Annotated in this window: 16 protein-coding genes; 7 read left to right on the forward strand and 9 right to left on the reverse strand. The window is 69.2% G+C overall.

Translation table 11 applies throughout. The features are described from left to right. Positions 1-4: 4 nt before the first annotated feature. The gene (locus ACE3OG_RS04155) at positions 5-667 is read right to left on the reverse strand and encodes a 3-oxoacid CoA-transferase subunit B (RefSeq protein ID WP_374306242.1); all 663 of its coding nucleotides are present in this window, start codon (positions 665-667) and stop codon (positions 5-7) included. Next, the gene (locus ACE3OG_RS04160) at positions 664-1,320 is read right to left on the reverse strand and encodes a CoA transferase subunit A (protein ID WP_374306317.1); all 657 of its coding nucleotides are present in this window, start codon (positions 1,318-1,320) and stop codon (positions 664-666) included. The genes ACE3OG_RS04155 and ACE3OG_RS04160 overlap by 4 nt, the downstream gene beginning before the upstream one ends. A gap of 154 nt (positions 1,321-1,474) precedes the next feature. Between ACE3OG_RS04160 and ACE3OG_RS04165 the strand changes: the two genes are divergently transcribed. After that, positions 1,475-2,866 (forward strand): GntP family permease, encoded by a 1,392-nt coding sequence (locus tag ACE3OG_RS04165; protein ID WP_374306243.1) that lies wholly within the window; start codon positions 1,475-1,477, stop codon positions 2,864-2,866. Positions 2,867-3,314: 448 nt separating this feature from the next. On the opposite strand, the gene ACE3OG_RS04170 is transcribed toward ACE3OG_RS04165, so the two are convergent. Continuing rightward, complete coding sequence (locus tag ACE3OG_RS04170) at positions 3,315-3,815, reverse strand: hypothetical protein (protein WP_374306244.1); 501 nt, start codon at positions 3,813-3,815, stop codon at positions 3,315-3,317. A gap of 126 nt (positions 3,816-3,941) precedes the next feature. Then, a complete protein-coding gene (locus ACE3OG_RS04175; protein ID WP_374306246.1) occupies positions 3,942-4,646 on the reverse strand; it encodes a GyrI-like domain-containing protein in 705 nt (234 codons plus the stop codon). Positions 4,647-4,800: 154 nt separating this feature from the next. On the opposite strand from ACE3OG_RS04175, the gene dapF reads away from it, so the two are divergent. The 4 genes from dapF to ACE3OG_RS04195 all read left to right on the forward strand — a co-directional run bounded on the left by dapF (position 4,801) and on the right by ACE3OG_RS04195 (position 8,146). Then, on the forward strand, positions 4,801-5,673 hold the full coding sequence (gene dapF, locus ACE3OG_RS04180) for a diaminopimelate epimerase (RefSeq protein ID WP_374306248.1): 873 nt from the start codon (positions 4,801-4,803) through the stop codon (positions 5,671-5,673). Beyond that, a complete protein-coding gene (gene mtaB / locus ACE3OG_RS04185; RefSeq protein ID WP_374306249.1) occupies positions 5,670-6,920 on the forward strand; it encodes a tRNA (N(6)-L-threonylcarbamoyladenosine(37)-C(2))-methylthiotransferase MtaB in 1,251 nt (416 codons plus the stop codon). Before dapF ends, mtaB begins: the two co-directional genes overlap by 4 nt. 101 nt (positions 6,921-7,021) lie before the next feature. Then, a complete protein-coding gene (locus tag ACE3OG_RS04190) occupies positions 7,022-7,165 on the forward strand; it encodes a histidine kinase (RefSeq protein ID WP_374306250.1) in 144 nt (47 codons plus the stop codon). Between the two features lie 42 nt (positions 7,166-7,207). Next, positions 7,208-8,146: a site-specific tyrosine recombinase XerD gene (locus tag ACE3OG_RS04195; RefSeq protein WP_374306251.1), complete on the forward strand. Its 939-nt coding sequence runs from the start codon at positions 7,208-7,210 to the stop codon at positions 8,144-8,146. A gap of 8 nt (positions 8,147-8,154) precedes the next feature. Here ACE3OG_RS04195 and ACE3OG_RS04200 read toward each other — a convergent pair whose 3' ends face one another. The 4 genes from ACE3OG_RS04200 to ACE3OG_RS04215 all read right to left on the reverse strand — a co-directional run bounded on the left by ACE3OG_RS04200 (position 8,155) and on the right by ACE3OG_RS04215 (position 10,848). Continuing rightward, a complete protein-coding gene (locus tag ACE3OG_RS04200) occupies positions 8,155-8,583 on the reverse strand; it encodes a DUF3597 domain-containing protein (protein WP_374306252.1) in 429 nt (142 codons plus the stop codon). Between the two features lie 124 nt (positions 8,584-8,707). Then, entirely contained in the window at positions 8,708-9,481 is a 774-nt protein-coding gene (locus tag ACE3OG_RS04205) for a glutamine amidotransferase (RefSeq protein ID WP_374306253.1), read from the reverse strand. Positions 9,482-9,542: 61 nt separating this feature from the next. Then, positions 9,543-10,340 (reverse strand): SDR family NAD(P)-dependent oxidoreductase, encoded by a 798-nt coding sequence (locus tag ACE3OG_RS04210; RefSeq protein ID WP_374306254.1) that lies wholly within the window; start codon positions 10,338-10,340, stop codon positions 9,543-9,545. A 130-nt stretch (positions 10,341-10,470) separates the two neighbouring features. Further along, positions 10,471-10,848 (reverse strand): hypothetical protein, encoded by a 378-nt coding sequence (locus ACE3OG_RS04215; RefSeq protein WP_374306255.1) that lies wholly within the window; start codon positions 10,846-10,848, stop codon positions 10,471-10,473. A gap of 201 nt (positions 10,849-11,049) precedes the next feature. Here ACE3OG_RS04215 and pheT point away from each other — a divergent pair, with 201 nt between their 5' ends. Together pheT and ACE3OG_RS04225 are read left to right on the forward strand one after the other, a co-directional pair. Then, positions 11,050-13,479: a phenylalanine--tRNA ligase subunit beta gene (pheT, locus tag ACE3OG_RS04220; protein ID WP_374306256.1), complete on the forward strand. Its 2,430-nt coding sequence runs from the start codon at positions 11,050-11,052 to the stop codon at positions 13,477-13,479. 4 nt (positions 13,480-13,483) lie between these two features. After that, positions 13,484-13,933: a hypothetical protein gene (locus ACE3OG_RS04225; protein WP_374306258.1), complete on the forward strand. Its 450-nt coding sequence runs from the start codon at positions 13,484-13,486 to the stop codon at positions 13,931-13,933. A gap of 101 nt (positions 13,934-14,034) precedes the next feature. Here the strand turns inward: ACE3OG_RS04225 and rplT are convergent, their stop codons facing one another. Further along, entirely contained in the window at positions 14,035-14,394 is a 360-nt protein-coding gene (gene rplT / locus ACE3OG_RS04230) for a 50S ribosomal protein L20 (RefSeq protein ID WP_374306259.1), read from the reverse strand. Positions 14,395-14,426: the final 32 nt, after the last annotated feature.

Here is a 14,426-nt window from a genome sequence, read left to right on the forward strand (position 1 = left end):
CGGCTCAGGCCGCGGCGCGCAGGTCCATCTCGGGCGTCGTCTCGCCGATGATCAGCCGCGCCGCGGTCGCCGCGAGAATGTCCTCGACGCCGACGCCGGGCGCGCGCTCGCGCAGCGCGAGGCCGTCGTCGGTCGGCTCGATCACCGCGAGCTCGGTGACGACCAGCGTCACGCGGCGCGTCGAGGTCAGCGGCAGCGAGCAGGAAGGGACGATCTTCGGCTTGCCGCGCGCGGTGTGCTGCATGGCGACGACGACCCGCCGCGCGCCCGTCACGAGGTCCATCGCGCCGCCCATGCCCGGAACCATCCTGCCCGGCGCCATCCAGTTGGCGAGCCGGCCCTGTTCGTCGACCTCGAGCCCGCCGAGCACGGTGGCGTCGAGATGGCCGCCGCGGATGAGGCCGAAGGAGGTCGCGCTGTCGACCCGCGCCGCGCCGGGCGCGGCGGTGACGAAGCCGCCGCCGGCGTCGGTGAGGTCGTCCCACTCCATGCCCTCGGGCGGGCGCGCGCCCATGCCGACGATGCCGTTCTCCGACTGGAGCAGGATGCCGTCGTGCGGAGAAATGAACTGCGCGACGCCGGTCGGCAGGCCGATGCCGAGGTTGACCAGCGTGCCCGGACGCAGCTCGCGCGCGACGCGGCGCTGGATGATCTCCTCAGGCTTCATATCTTCGGCCTTTCGATGAGATGGTCGACGAGGACGCCGGGCGTGTCGACGGCGTCGGGCGGCAGGGCGCCGACGGGCAGGATCTCGCGCGGCTCCGCGATCACCACGCCGCCGGCCATCGCCATCAGCGGGTTGAAGTTGGTGGCGGTGAGCTGGAAGTGCAGATTGCCGTTGTAGTCGGCGCAGTCGCAGGCCAGCAGCGCGAATTCGGCCTTGAGCGGGGGCGCGTAGAGCCAGGGCTCGCCGTCGATGTCGATCACCCGCTGGCCCTCCTGCGCCAGGGTGCCGAGGCCCGTCTTGGTGAGCACGCCGCCGAGCCCGTAGCCGCCGGCGCGGATGCGCTCGGCGAGCGTGCCCTGCGGCGTGAGCTCGACCTCGATCTCGCCGGCGAACATCTTCTTCTGCGTCTCGGGATTGAGCCCGATGTGCGAGGCGATCACCTTGCTGACGCAGCCCGCCGAGACGAGACGCGCGACGCCGAAATTGGGGCGGCCGGTGTCGTTGGCGATGAGCGTGAAGCCGCGCTTGCCGGCGCTCGCCAGCGCCTCGATCAGCCGGTGCGGCGAGCCGACCCCCATGAAGCCGCCGACCATCAGGCTGGCGCCGTCGGGAATGAGCGCGGCCGCCGCCGCAGGCGAAATGGCGGTTTTCATGCCGGGCCCGGTCTCCTCCTGCTTCGCGCCCGCGACGGGCGCTTGGCCCATGCAGGAATCCTGCCCGCGCGCGAACGGTTTTGACAGGAGCGGGGAGACTCTTAAGCTCAAGGCCGGACGCCCGCGGCCGACGGGAGGAAGGAAAGGATCGCGGATGGCCTTGCTTGTCGCGCTCGCCGCGCTGTGCCTCCTGATGTTCGTCGCCTATCGCGGCTTCAGCGTGATCCTGTTCGCGCCGGTCGCGGCGATGCTCGCCGTGCTCGCCACCGAGCCCGCGGCCGTGCCGACCCTCTTCACCTCCCTGTTCATGGAGAAGATGGTCGGCTTCCTGAAGCTCTATTTCCCGGTCTTTCTGCTCGGCGCCGTGTTCGGCAAGGCGATCGAGATGTCGGGTTTTTCGCGCGCCATCGTCGCCTCCGTCATCGGCGTCGTCGGCGCCTCAAGAGCCATTCTTGCGATTGTGCTGGTCTGCGCCGTGCTGACCTACGGCGGCGTCTCGCTGTTCGTCGTCGTCTTCGCCGTCTATCCCTTCGCCGCCGAGATGTTCCGCCTCAGCGCCATTCCGAAGCGCCTCATTCCGGGGACGATCGCGCTCGGCGCCTTCAGCTTCACCATGGACGCGCTGCCCGGCACGCCGCAGATCCAGAACATCATCCCGAGCGCCTTCTTCCAGACCACCTCCTGGGCCGCGCCGATCCTTGGAATCGTCGGCGCCGTCTTCATCCTGGCGAGCGGGCTTGCATGGCTCGAATGGCGCAGGCGGCGCGCCGCGGCGGCGGGCGAGGGCTACGGCGAAGGCCATCTCAACGAGCCGGAGCCCGTCGAGCTCGGCGCGCCGGCGCATCCGCTCGTCGCGCTCTCGCCGCTCCTCGTGGTGTTCGCGGCGAACAAGCTGCTCACCATGCTGATCGCGCAAGCCTATCCCGGCAGGCACGAGGTGCGGCTCGCCGGCATGGCCGCGCCGGTCTCCGCCGACGCCGCCGCCCTGACGGCGATCTGGGCGGTGCAGGGGGCGTTGCTGCTCGGGATCGTGACGGTGTTCGCGCTTGCTTTCGCGCCGCTCGCGAAAAAATTCGCGGAAGGCTCGAAGGCGGCGGTCGGCGGCGCGCTGCTCGCCTCGATGAACACGGCCTCCGAATATGGTTTTGGCGCGGTGATCGCGGCTTTGCCCGGCTTCATCTTCATCCGCGACGCGCTGGCGGGCATAGGCGATCCGCTGGTCAAGGTCGCGGTCAGCGTCTCGGCGCTCGCCGGCGTCACCGGCTCGGCATCGGGCGGCCTGTCGATCGCGCTCGCCGCCATGTCGCAGCAGTTCATCGCGGCGGCGCAGGCCGCGCACATCCCGATGGAGGTCCTGCACCGGATCGCCGCCATGGCGTCCGGCGGCATGGACACGCTGCCGCACAATGGCGCGGTGATCACGGTGCTGGCGGTGACGGGCCTGACGCACCGCCAGAGCTACGCCGACATCTTCGCGGTGACGGTTTTGAAGACGGCGGCGGTGTTCGTGGTGATTGGGTTTTACTATGCGACGGGGTGGTATTGAACTACTATACGATAGGTAAAATATTTATAATTATTTTGACGTCGGTTTATCGTCGTTTGGTGTATTGGAGGTACCGCATAGAGAGGCTCTTTCAGAATTTAAGGCAAGCACAGATGATTTTGCTGTTTCGCACTGTGCTTTTTGCGAAGATTTGTTAGCTTCGCACTCTAATTTACTTGCGCTATACACTGAATTCTGAGATGCCTTAGCAATTTCGCAGGTTGGGTCATTACCCCTGATTAGGCATCCGCCGAAGGGGTTATGTGCTAGGCAAACACTGCAATTTCTTGTATCTATTGCGCGACTGCAATCTGGCATCGATGAACAGTCGGGAACCGGTAAAGGAGGTAGGCAAGTGGAGTTTTGGCGAACATCCAGTTCATCGGCGTAAACGTAGGCAGCCAATGAAAAAAACCTTACAAAGGTGAGGAATATATATTTTGATGCGTTAGTCATCAATCGTTTTTCCGATTCCGGGAGTTCCAGAAACGCAACTTTTTGCTATATTGTCTATCTTTTTCTGAAACTGCTCAATAGCGTCTTTCTGGGCTTTTGATAGGCTATTTACTTGTTCCACTAGATCAGTGATGGCATTCGTATCATCGGCATTTTTTGTTCCTCGTTGCGCTAATAGTTTAATTTGGCTCGTGCGCCACTCAAGCTTCCCGGCAAACTCTTCCATTCGAAATGGTAAAAGCTGAGTAAGAATACTATTCGTAATACGGCACTCAAGATAATGCAATTCCGCTTGAGTTGCAAAATGGGCAACTATCCAAGCGATGCTGGCCGACATTAACCCGACCGTTGTAGCAAGTATTGCTCCTATCTCGCGATAAGGCTTGCTCCATTCAAGTAAAGAAGAAAGCGTGATTTTGTTTGTGGTGATAGCTGAATTCTGCGGAGCAGTTATAGCTGGCTTTTGTTCCTCTGGCCCCTCGGCATGTGTCATTTTCTTAACTCATCAAAGCTGATCTATAGTATAAGAATCAGTCTGGATCAGGCTGGATTTTTATGTAATACGCAGCCGCATTTTTTAATTAAATAATATAATAACTATTTTTCTTATTTGTCAATCCTACTTCAAGAACACATAAATATCCGCCTCGAGCCCGGCGTCGTCGCTCTCTTTCGTCGGCGTCAGATACTCCTCGATGAACAGGTTCTTCGAGTCGAGACCCTTCTCGTCGAGATAGGCGGTGATCAGGTCGTAGGTCGAGTCGATGTCGTCATAGGCGCCGCGATGCATGAACTTGATCGCCTTGCCGGACGGCGAATCGCCGATCTTCACCCCGTCGGAAAGCTCGCTCTTGCCCTCGGGCTTGGCGGCGAGCGGGATCATCGCCTCGAAATGGAAGCTCTCGTCGTCGGTCGACAGGAACACCGTGAAGGGAGGGCCGGCCTGCTTCAGCGAGGCGGCGGCGACCGCGTCCTTCACCTTGTCGAGCGCGGTCTGGATCGCCTTGAAGCCGTCCGCCCAGGGCGCGTCGCCGACAAGGAGCGCGACGGCGCGCGAGGGCACCTCGACGGTCTCGATCGTGGCGTCGGCGGAGACGCCCGGCGCGGGCTTGCTGGCGTCCGACTCGGGCAGGGGCGCGTCGGACGTTCCCGCGCCCTGCGCCGTCCCCGCCGGCGGCGTCTGCGCCAGACCCGCGGCGGGCGCCAGCAGGGCGAGCGCCGCGACGGCGGCGAGCGCGCGCGCGAGGCGCGCCGTCATGGTCTTGAGGCCCATAAGCTCCCCCCGCGCCGGCGCGATCCGGCATGGCGCGTCGTCGCGTTTCAAGAGCCGCGCCAGCCTCCGATTAAACCCGCGCGCGGGACGCCGCAAGCGGGCATGAGCGTCCGCGCGAAGCGTTGAAGACGGCGACGCAGAAAACATTGGCCGCGCGCGGCCGAGTTTCCTATATCGGACGGAACTTTCAAGGTTTGCGCCCGCGATGAGCCCTCTTTCCGGCCGGCGCGTCGTCAGGATGAACGGCGCCGGCAATGAAATCCTCGTCCTCGACCTGCGCGCCTCGGGCCTCGCCGTCTCGCCGGCCGAGGCGCGCGCGATCGCCCGCGCGCCGCGCCTGAAATTCGACCAGCTCATGGTCCTCGAGGACCCGCGCTCGGCCGGAACGAGCGCCTTCATGCGCATCTTCAACGCCGACGGCTCGCAGTCCGCCGCCTGCGGCAACGGCACGCGCTGCGTCGCCTTCACGCTGCTGCGCGAGGGCGAAGAGGAGACGGTCGCGCTCGAAACGCAGGCGGGGCGCCTCGCCTGCCGGCGCCTCGCCCCCTTGCGCTTCTCCGTCGAGATGGGGCGCCCGCGCCTGCGCGACGCGGAGATTCCGCTCTCGCGCCCCGCTCCCGACACCCGCGCGATCGAGCTTTTCTGGGCGCCGCCCGGCGGCGGGCCGGCGCTGCGGCGCCCCGCCGTCGTCAACATGGGCAATCCGCACGCGATCTTCTTCGTCGAGGATTTCGCTCCCTACGACCTCGCCGTCGCCGGGCCGGCGCTCGAGCATGATCCGATCTTTCCCGAGCGCGCCAACATCTCGCTCGCCAGAATCGTCTCGCCGGAGCGCATCGAGCTCAGGGTGTGGGAGCGCGGCGTCGGGCTGACGCTGGCGTGCGGGTCCGCCGCCTGCGCCGCGCTCGTCGCCGCCGCGCGTCGGGGCCTGACGGGACGGCGCGCCACGGTCGTTCTGCCGGGCGGCGAGCTCGAGATCGAGTGGCGCGCCGACGATTTGGTGGTCATGGCCGGTCCCGTCGAACTCGAGTTCGAGACGGTTCTGGAGCCTTCCGTCTTCGCGGACCTCTACGCGTGAGCGCCGCGTGCTCCTCCTCATGCGGCGTCAGGGTCGAGACGTTCGGCTGCCGCCTCAACCTCGTCGAATCGGAGACTTTGCGCCGCGCGGCGCTCGCCGCAGGGCGCGACAATCTCATCGTCGTCAACACCTGCGCCGTGACCAACGAGGCGACGCGGCAGGCGCGACAGGCGATCCGGCGTCTCGCGCGCGAGCATCCGGGCGCCGAGATCGTCGTCGCCGGCTGCGCCGCCGAGCTCGAGCCCGCGCGTTTCTCGGCCATGCCGGAGGTCGCCCGCGTGCTCGGCAACGCGGCGAAATCAGACCCGGCCGCCTTCGCGCCGGCGCCGCCCGCCGCGCGCAGCGTGATGGAGACGGCGGGGCCGCTCGACGCGCCGGCCGAGGCGGTCGAGGACCACACCCGCGCCTTCCTCGCCATCCAGACCGGCTGCGACCACCGCTGCACCTTCTGCGTCATCCCCTTCGCGCGGGGGCCTTCGCGCTCTGCGCCGCTTGAGGCGATCGTCGCCTCGGCGCGGCGGCTCTCGCAGCGCGGCTTCCGCGAGATCGTGCTTACGGGCGTGGACCTCACCTCCTGGACGGGCGAGGGCGGCGCGCGGCTCGGCGCCCTCGTGCGCGCGATCCTCAGGGGCGCGCCGGAGCTCGAGCGGCTGCGCCTCTCCTCGCTCGACTGCGTCGAGGCGGATAAGGAACTCGTCGAGGCTTTCGCGCAGGAGGAGCGGCTCGCGCCGCACCTGCATCTTTCCCTGCAGGCGGGCGACGACCTGATTCTCAAGCGCATGAAGCGGCGCCACAGCCGCGCGCAGGCGGTCGAATTCTGCGATCGGGTCCGCGCCGCGCGCCCCGACGTCGCCTTCGGCGCCGACCTCATCGCCGGCTTCCCGACCGAGACCGAGGCGATGTTCGAGGGCACGCTGGCGCTCGTCGAGGACTGCGGCCTTTCCTATCTGCACGCCTTCCCCTTCTCGCCCCGCTCTGGCGCGCCCGCCGCGCGCATGCCGCAGCTCGCGCCGCAGCTCGTCAAGGCGCGCGCCGCGCGCCTGCGCGAGGCCGGCGCGAAGGCGCTCGCCCGCCACCACGCCGGCAAGATCGGAACGCGCGTGCGCGCGCTCGCCGAGCGCAGCGGTTTTCTGCGCGCCGCCGACTTCACCCTGCTGCGCGCGCCCGGCGCGCGGCCGGGCGAGATGGCGCAGGTTCTGGCGCTCAAGGACGAAGGCCGGGCGATCGCCGGCGAGCTCGTCGGGTAGGGGCTTCGGGCGCCCGGTCCGGCGCTGCGAATTTGTCCGAACGCATTTTCTTAACGCCGAACTCCGCACATTTCGTGGAAAGCGCTCCTGAGGCCTGATGGATGCCGACGCTCCTGCGTTTCCTCGCCGTGATCGCAATCCTCGCCGGCCTCGCCTTCGCGGCGATGGTCGCCCTCGTCGCCTTCGTGAAGCCGGAGCAGCGCGAGATCGTCGAAACGATCGCGCCGCAGCGGCTCAACAAATAGGCGTCGACGAAGTCTTAAAGGTTCGCGGCGCGAGATCGGCGCATGGGACCGAAAAAGACGCGGGCGCTGATCGACGCCTTCCTCGACATGGTCGCGGCCGAGCGCGGCGGCGCGAAGAACACGCTTCAGGCCTACGCCCGCGACCTCGCCGACTACGCCGAAATCCTCGCCGGGCTCGGTCGCGGGCCGCTGGAGGCGACGACCGAGGATATCCGCGAGGCCCTCGCGCAGTTTTCCGCGCGCGGGCTGAAAGCGTCGTCCTCGGCGCGAAAGCTTTCCGCGATCCGCCAGCTGCACCGCTTCCTCGTCGCCGACGGGCTGCGCGCCGACGATCCGGCCGCGATCGTCGAGGGGCCGCGGCGCGGCCGTCCGCTGCCGAAGATCCTCGCCGCCGCCGAGGTCGACCGCCTGCTCGCCGTCGCGCAGGAGGGCCTTGACGACGAGGCGCGCCCGGCGCGCGAGCGGCTGCGCGCGCTGCGCACGGCCTGCCTGATCGAGCTTCTCTACGCCTCGGGCCTGCGCGTCTCGGAGCTAGTCGGCCTGCCGAAATCGGTCGCGCGGGGAAGCGAGCCGTTGATCCGCGTGCGTGGCAAGGGCGGGCGCGAGCGCCTCGCGCCGGTCTCGGCGCGGGCGCGCGAGATGGTCGCCGCCTTCCGCGCGGCGCTCGAGAAGACCGCGCCGGGACTGGCGGCGGGGCCCTGGCTGTTCCCGTCCGAGGAGGGCGGGCATCTGACGCGCCAGGCCTTCGCGCGCGACCTCAAGACGGCCGCCGCTGCGGCCGGGTTGCCGGCGGCGCGGGTCAGCCCGCATGTGCTGCGCCACGCCTTCGCCAGCCACCTGCTGCAGAACGGCGCCGATCTTCGCGTCGTGCAGGAGCTGCTCGGCCACGCCGACGTCGCCACGACGCAGATCTACACCCATGTGCTCGACGAGCGGATGAAGGCGATGGTGCGCGACCTCCACCCGCTCGCCGAGGAATGAGCGGCGTCTCAGCTCGTGAGGTCGGCCGGCAGCTTGCCGCCGTTCTCCTTGAGTTTTTGCAGCACCTGCTTGATCAGCCACACGTTCATCGTCGCCGTGTCGTCGGTCGAGCCCGTGTAATGCAGCTCATGCGCGAGCTCCTTGCGGGCCGAGAGGCTGGAGTCGAGGTCGAGCGCTTTCAGGAGGTCGACGATGGAGCGGCGCCAGTCCAGCTTTTCGCCATGCCTGGCGACGAGGCCGTCGAGGATCTGCGCGACGTCGACGTCGACGAGCGCCGTCGGCGAGGGCGCCGTGGCGGCGCCTGCGGCGGCTCCGCCCGCGGCGGCCGTCGCCGCCGGAGTCGCGGCGGGCCCGGTCGAGGCGGCGGCGGAGGCGGGAGCGGCCTGCGCCGTGGAGTGGCCGAACAACTTCGACACGATATTGCTGAAAATGCCCATGTGACGGTCCTTGAGCTTGGCCCGCGCGTCGTGATTCGCGCTTCGGCGGCGCATGATAACGCGCGCGCCGCCAAGAGGTCGCCGCGAAAGTTCAGCTTTCGCCTCGCCGCTCGAGGAGCCCTCGTCAGGAATAGGCTGGAGCGGCGCCGTGCGGCGGCGTGGGGCCGACGGCCGCCGTCCGCGGCTCGCCGGCCTCGACCCAGCTGCGCAGAAACGCGTCCGACCAGCGCGCGATCGCGCCGTCGTGCCGCAGCCAGCCGGCGAGATGCCGGTGCAGCGGCCGCGCTCCCGGGGCGACGAGCCGCTCGCTGCGGCGCGCGGACCAGCGGCAGATCATCGGCAGCGTGACCTCCGGGTGGAACTGGAAGCCGTAGGCGCACGGGCCGTAGCGGAAGGCCTGCGCCTCGAAGTCCTGGCCGCTGGCGAGGAGATCCGCTCCGTTCGGCAGGTCGAAGCCCTCGCGATGCCACTGGTACACGCGGTCGGGAAAGCGCCGGCCGCAGACGCGATGGCCCTGCTCGGTCGGGTGGATCGGATAATAGCCGACCTCGACCCGGCCCTCCGGGTGGACGCAGACGCGATGACCGAGATGGCGCGCCAGCATCTGCGCGCCAAGGCATACGCCAAGGAACGGCTTCTCCTCCTTGAGCGCGACGCCGATCCAGTCGATCTCACGGCGGATCCACGCCTCGGAGTCGTTGACGCTCATCGATCCGCCGAAAATCACCGCGCCGGCGTGGCCCTCCAGCGTCTCGGGCAGCGGATCGTCGAAGCGCGGACGCCGCACGTCGAGCGCGTAGCCGAGGCTCGTCAGGATGCGGCCGATGCGGCCGGGGCTCGAGCAATGCTGATGCAGGATGACCAGCACTTTGGGTTTTTTCGGCGCCTCTGTCGTCATGATCTTGAGTCTTGGTCCGAAGGTCCTGGGGCCTGCTTGCGTCAGGGGAACGATCGATCCGTCACCTTCGCCGTCGCTGGGCGCGGGCGACGAGCTTCAGCGTCAGGCCGACGGGCAGAAGAGGCATGAGCCAGGCCCCGGCGGCGTTGAGGAGGCCCGGCGCGACCTCCCGCCGCCCGCCGATCATCGCCCGGTACCCCTCCTCGGCGACGCGCGCCGGGGACGTCGCCGGAACGGCCTCGAACGCCCCGTTCATGCCCGCGCGCGCCTGAAACCCCGTCGGCGTCACGCCGGGACACAGAGCGGTCACGGTCACGCCGTCTGCGAGCAATTCCTGCGCCAGCGCCCGGGAGAAAGACAGCACATAGGCTTTCGACGCGTAATAGACCGCCATGCCCGGCCCGCCCGGAAAATAGGAGACGACCGACGCGACGTTGAGAATCTTGCCGCGCGCCGCCTTTATCTGCGGCATGAAGCGCACGCAAAGCTGTGTCGGAACGCGCACGTCGAGGTCGACCATGGCGAGCTGGTCGGCCTCGCCGAGCTCGCCGGCCTCGCCCATCAGGCCGAAGCCGGCGTTGTTGACGAGAATCTCCACGCGCGCGCCCGCGGCGGCGAGCGCGGCTTCGATCCGGTCGGCGGCGTCCGCGGCGGCGAGGTCGAGCGCGAGGACGAGCGGGCGCGCCGCGCCGCCGGCGGCGATTTCGTCGGCGAGCGCTTCCAGACGGTCGCCGCTGCGCGCGACGAGCATCAGGTCGTGGCCATGGCGCGCGAGCGCGCGGGCGAGATCGGCGCCGATGCCGCCGGAGGCGCCGGTGACCAGCGCGACGCCGCGCGTATGTGTGGATCGATCCGTCATGTTCGGCCCGCGCGGCTCCGCCCGGCTCTCGCGCCGCCGGCGCAGGCCAAGGCTTAGGCGCCGAGAGTAAACGCCGAATTAACCACAAGGAATCAAAATTTTGGGAAGCCTGCGCGGAAAACGCCGGCGCTCAGCGCAGCAGCAGGCAGGTGCGATAGCCCTCGGGGTCGTGATGGCTGGCGTAGGAGGCGGCGACCCATTCATGGCATTCGCGGCTCGTGGGGAAGCAGACCGCTTCGTCGCGCCAGTCGACGAGCTTCCGGCCCGACGCGTCGAGGTAGGGCCGCCCGCCCGAGAAATGGCCGTAATAGACCGAGGGCCAGCCATAGGTCTCGGCGAGCGTCTGCGCGTCGACGTTGGACGGCTCCCAGAACGGCTGGCCGATCGAGCAGGGAACGCCCCCCTGCGGCGCGCCGGACGGGCCGGAGTAGTCGGCGGCCAGGGTCGGACCGGCGCAGACCATGAGGGCGGCCGCGGCGCGTGCGAAGGCGAAAAGGGCGCGGGTCATGAAGGGCCTTTCGAAGCGCCGCCGCGTCAACGGGCGCGCGCCGAGCTTTGCCCGCAAAGCGCAGGGCGCGCAAGGGCGCCGGCGCCACAGCTTTCGCCGCAGATCGCGCGCGGTTCCCTCGCGCGGCCGAAGAAGCTAGAGAAGGCGCGACCCTCCCGCAGCGCGCATGCGCGCGAGCTTCGCCGGCGATCTGGACCCGCAATGAAATTCACGCTCTCCTGGCTCAAGGACCATCTCGAAACCGGCGCGAGCCTTGAGGAGGTCGTCGAGACGCTGACCCGCATCGGCCTCGAGGTCGAGCATGTCGGCGATCCCGCCGCCGCCCTGAAGGATTTCCGCGTCGCGCGGATCGTCGAGGCCGCGCCGCATCCCAACGCCGACCGGCTGCGGGTCTGTCAGGTCGACGTCGGCGCCGGCGCTCTCGTGCAGGTGGTGTGCGGCGCGCCGAACGCGCGCGCGGGGCTCAAAACCGTCTTCGCGCCGCCCGGCGCGGTCATTCCGGCGAGCGGGGCGACGCTGGCGAGAGGCGTCATCCGCGGCGTCGAATCGGCCGGCATGCTGTGCTCGGGCGCCGAGCTCGGCCTTTCCGACGCCGCCGAGGGCATCATGGAGCTGGGCGAGGACGCGCCGGTCGGGGCGCCCTTCGCGCAGGCCGCGGGGCTCGACGATCCGGTGGTCGACTTCAACCTGCTGCCCAACCGGCCGGACGCCATGGGGGTCGAGGGCGTCGCCCGCGACCTCGCCGCGGCCGGGCTCGGCCGCTTCAAGGGACGCGCGGTCAAGCCCGTCCCGCCCGCGCTGCCCGCGCCCGCGCCGGCCCGTCTCGATTTCGCGCCGGACGAGGCGCGCCTCGCTCCCGCCTTCGCGCTGCGCCTCATCTGCGGCGTGCGCAACGGCCCGAGCCCGGACTGGCTCGCGCGCCGGCTGCGGACGATCGGCCTGCGCCCGATCAACGCCCTCGTCGACGTCACCAACTATCTCGCCTTCGACCGTGCGCGCCCGCTGCATGTGTTCGACGCGAGGAAGATTGCGGGCGAGCTCGTCGTGCGCCGCGCCCGCGCCGGCGAAAGCCTCGCCGCGCTCGACGGCAGGACCTACGCCCTCGATCCGGAGACGGTGGTGATCGCCGACGAGACGGGCCCGCTGTCGATCGGCGGGATCATGGGCGGGGCCTCGAGCGGCTGCGACGGGGAGACCGTCGACGTGCTGGTCGAATCGGCGCTGTGGGACCCCGTCAACATCGCCCGCACGGGGCGAAGGCTTTCGATCAACTCGGACGCGCGCTATCGTTTCGAGCGCGGCGTCGATCCCGCGTTCCTGCTGCCCGGCCTCGAGCTCGCGACCGCCCTGATCCTCGCGTTCTGCGGCGGCGAGCCCTCGGCCGTCACGCTCTCCGGGCGGATCCCCGAAAGCGGGGCGCGCGTCGCCTTCGCGCCTTCCGAGGTCGAGCGCCTCGCCGGCCTCAAGCTGCCCGAGGCGGAAGTCCGCGCCATCCTCGAGCGGCTCGGCTTCGCGCTGTCCGAGGCGCCCGACTCGTCAGGGCGCCTCGCCGTCACGGCGCCCTCGTTCCGGCCCGACGTCGAGGGGCCCGCCGACCTCGTCGAGGAGGTGGTGCGCATAGCCGGCCTCGAGCGCGTCGCCTCGACGCCCTTTCCGCGCGCCGCCGAAGGCGTCGGCGAGCCGGCGCTCACCCCGGCGCAGCGGCGCGTCTCGAGCGCGCGCCGCGCGCTCGCGGCGAGCGGCCTCGTCGAGGCCGTCACCTGGTCCTTCGTCCCGCATGCGCAGGCGCAGGCCTTCGGCGGCGGCGCGCCGGAGCTGCGCCTGTCCAACCCGATCGCCGCGGACCTCTCCGACATGCGCCCCAGCCTGATGCCGGGCCTCGTCGCGGCGGCGCGCCGCAACGCCGACCGCGGCCATGGCGACGCCGCGCTGTTCGAGGTCGGGCAGATCTTCAGGAGCGAGGCGGCGGACGGCCAGAAGACCGCCGCCTGCGCCCTGCGCCAGGGCTCGGCGAAGATTTCCGGGACCGGACGCAGCTGGATGGGCTCGGGCGCCGTCGACGCCTTCGACGCCAAGGCCGACGCCCTCGCCCTGCTCGGAGCGCTCGGCGTTCCGGTCGGCGCGCTGCAGGTCGTTCCCGGCGGGCCGGACCACATGCATCCCGGCCGCAGCGGGCGCCTCCAGCTCGGCCCGAAAACGGTCCTCGGCTATTTCGGCGAGCTGCATCCCCGCGTTCTGGAGCTTCTCGACGCACAGGGGCCGCTCGTCGGCTTCGAGATCGTCCTCGACGACATACCCTCGCCAAAATCGAGGCCGACAAGGGCTAAACCAAAGCTTGAACTCATCGAGCTGATGCCCGTGCGACGCGACTTCGCCTTCGTCGTGGAGAAGGACGTTCCCGCCGGAGAGGTGCTCAAGGCGGCGCTTTCGGGCGACAGGACGCTGATCTCGGGCGCCGAGCTGTTCGACGTCTACGAGGGCGCGGGCGTCGCGCCGGGCCGCAAGTCGGTCGGCGTGTGCGTGACGCTGCAGCCGCGCGAAAAGACGCTGACCGAGGCGGACATCGAAGCCGCCGCAGGCAGGATCGTGGCGGAAGTCGCCCGACGGACCGGGGCGAGCCTCAGGGGATGATGACTTGAAACGGATCGCGATCGCCGCCCTCTCGACCTTCTTCGCCTTCGCGACGCTGGCGGGCGCCGTCGAGAGGTCGATCGGCGATTGCGAGAAGATCGCCGAGGCCGACGCCTACAACCGCTGCCTCGCCCGCTTCGGGCCGCCGGCCAGGAAGCTCGGCGCGCTGACCAGGGGCGGCGTCGGCGACGCGCGGGACGACGGGGCGCAAGACGCCGGCGTCCAGGACGCGGCGGGCGCGCAGGACGTCACGGCGCAGGACGGCGCCGGACCGGCGGACGAGGCGCCGGCCAAGGCCGGCGCCCATCATCGGGGCCGCTCCCGCCACGCGCACGGGCGCCGTCATGGCGGCGGCCATGTCTACGCCCATCGCCACGGCCGCCACGCCCATGCGGCGCAGGCGGGCGTGAAGCGCATGGCTTTCAACACGGTCTCGAACCGCCGCACGCGCTGAAGGCGGAATAGTCAAGTCGGCAGGAAGACATGAAAAAGGGGCCGCGCGGGCCCCTTGATCTTTTCGCGTCGGCTTGCTCCGGCGCGTTTTCGACGCGGCGCTCAGGCCGGCAGCGCGGACTTCGCCTTTTCGACGATCGCCTTGAACGCCTCCGGCTCGCGGATGGCGAGGTCGGACAGCACCTTGCGGTCGATCTCGACGCCGGCCTTGGCGAGGCCGTCGATGAAGCGCGAATAGGTGAGCCCCAGCTCGCGCACGGCGGCGTTGAGGCGCTGGATCCACAGCGCGCGGAACACGCGCTTCTTGGCGCGCCGGTCGCGCGTCGCATATTGCATCGAGCGGTCGACGGCGGCCTTGGCGGCGCGAATCGTGTTCTTGCGGCGGCCGTAGAAGCCCTTCGCCGCCTCGAGCGTTTTCTTGTGCTTGGCGTGGGACGTCACGCCGCGTTTGACGCGGGCCATTCAAAATCTCCGGTTGGCGGTTCTGCGCGGGG

The organism is Methylocella sp. (assembly GCF_041905455.1).
Taxonomy (GTDB): Bacteria; Pseudomonadota; Alphaproteobacteria; order Rhizobiales; family Beijerinckiaceae; genus Methylocapsa.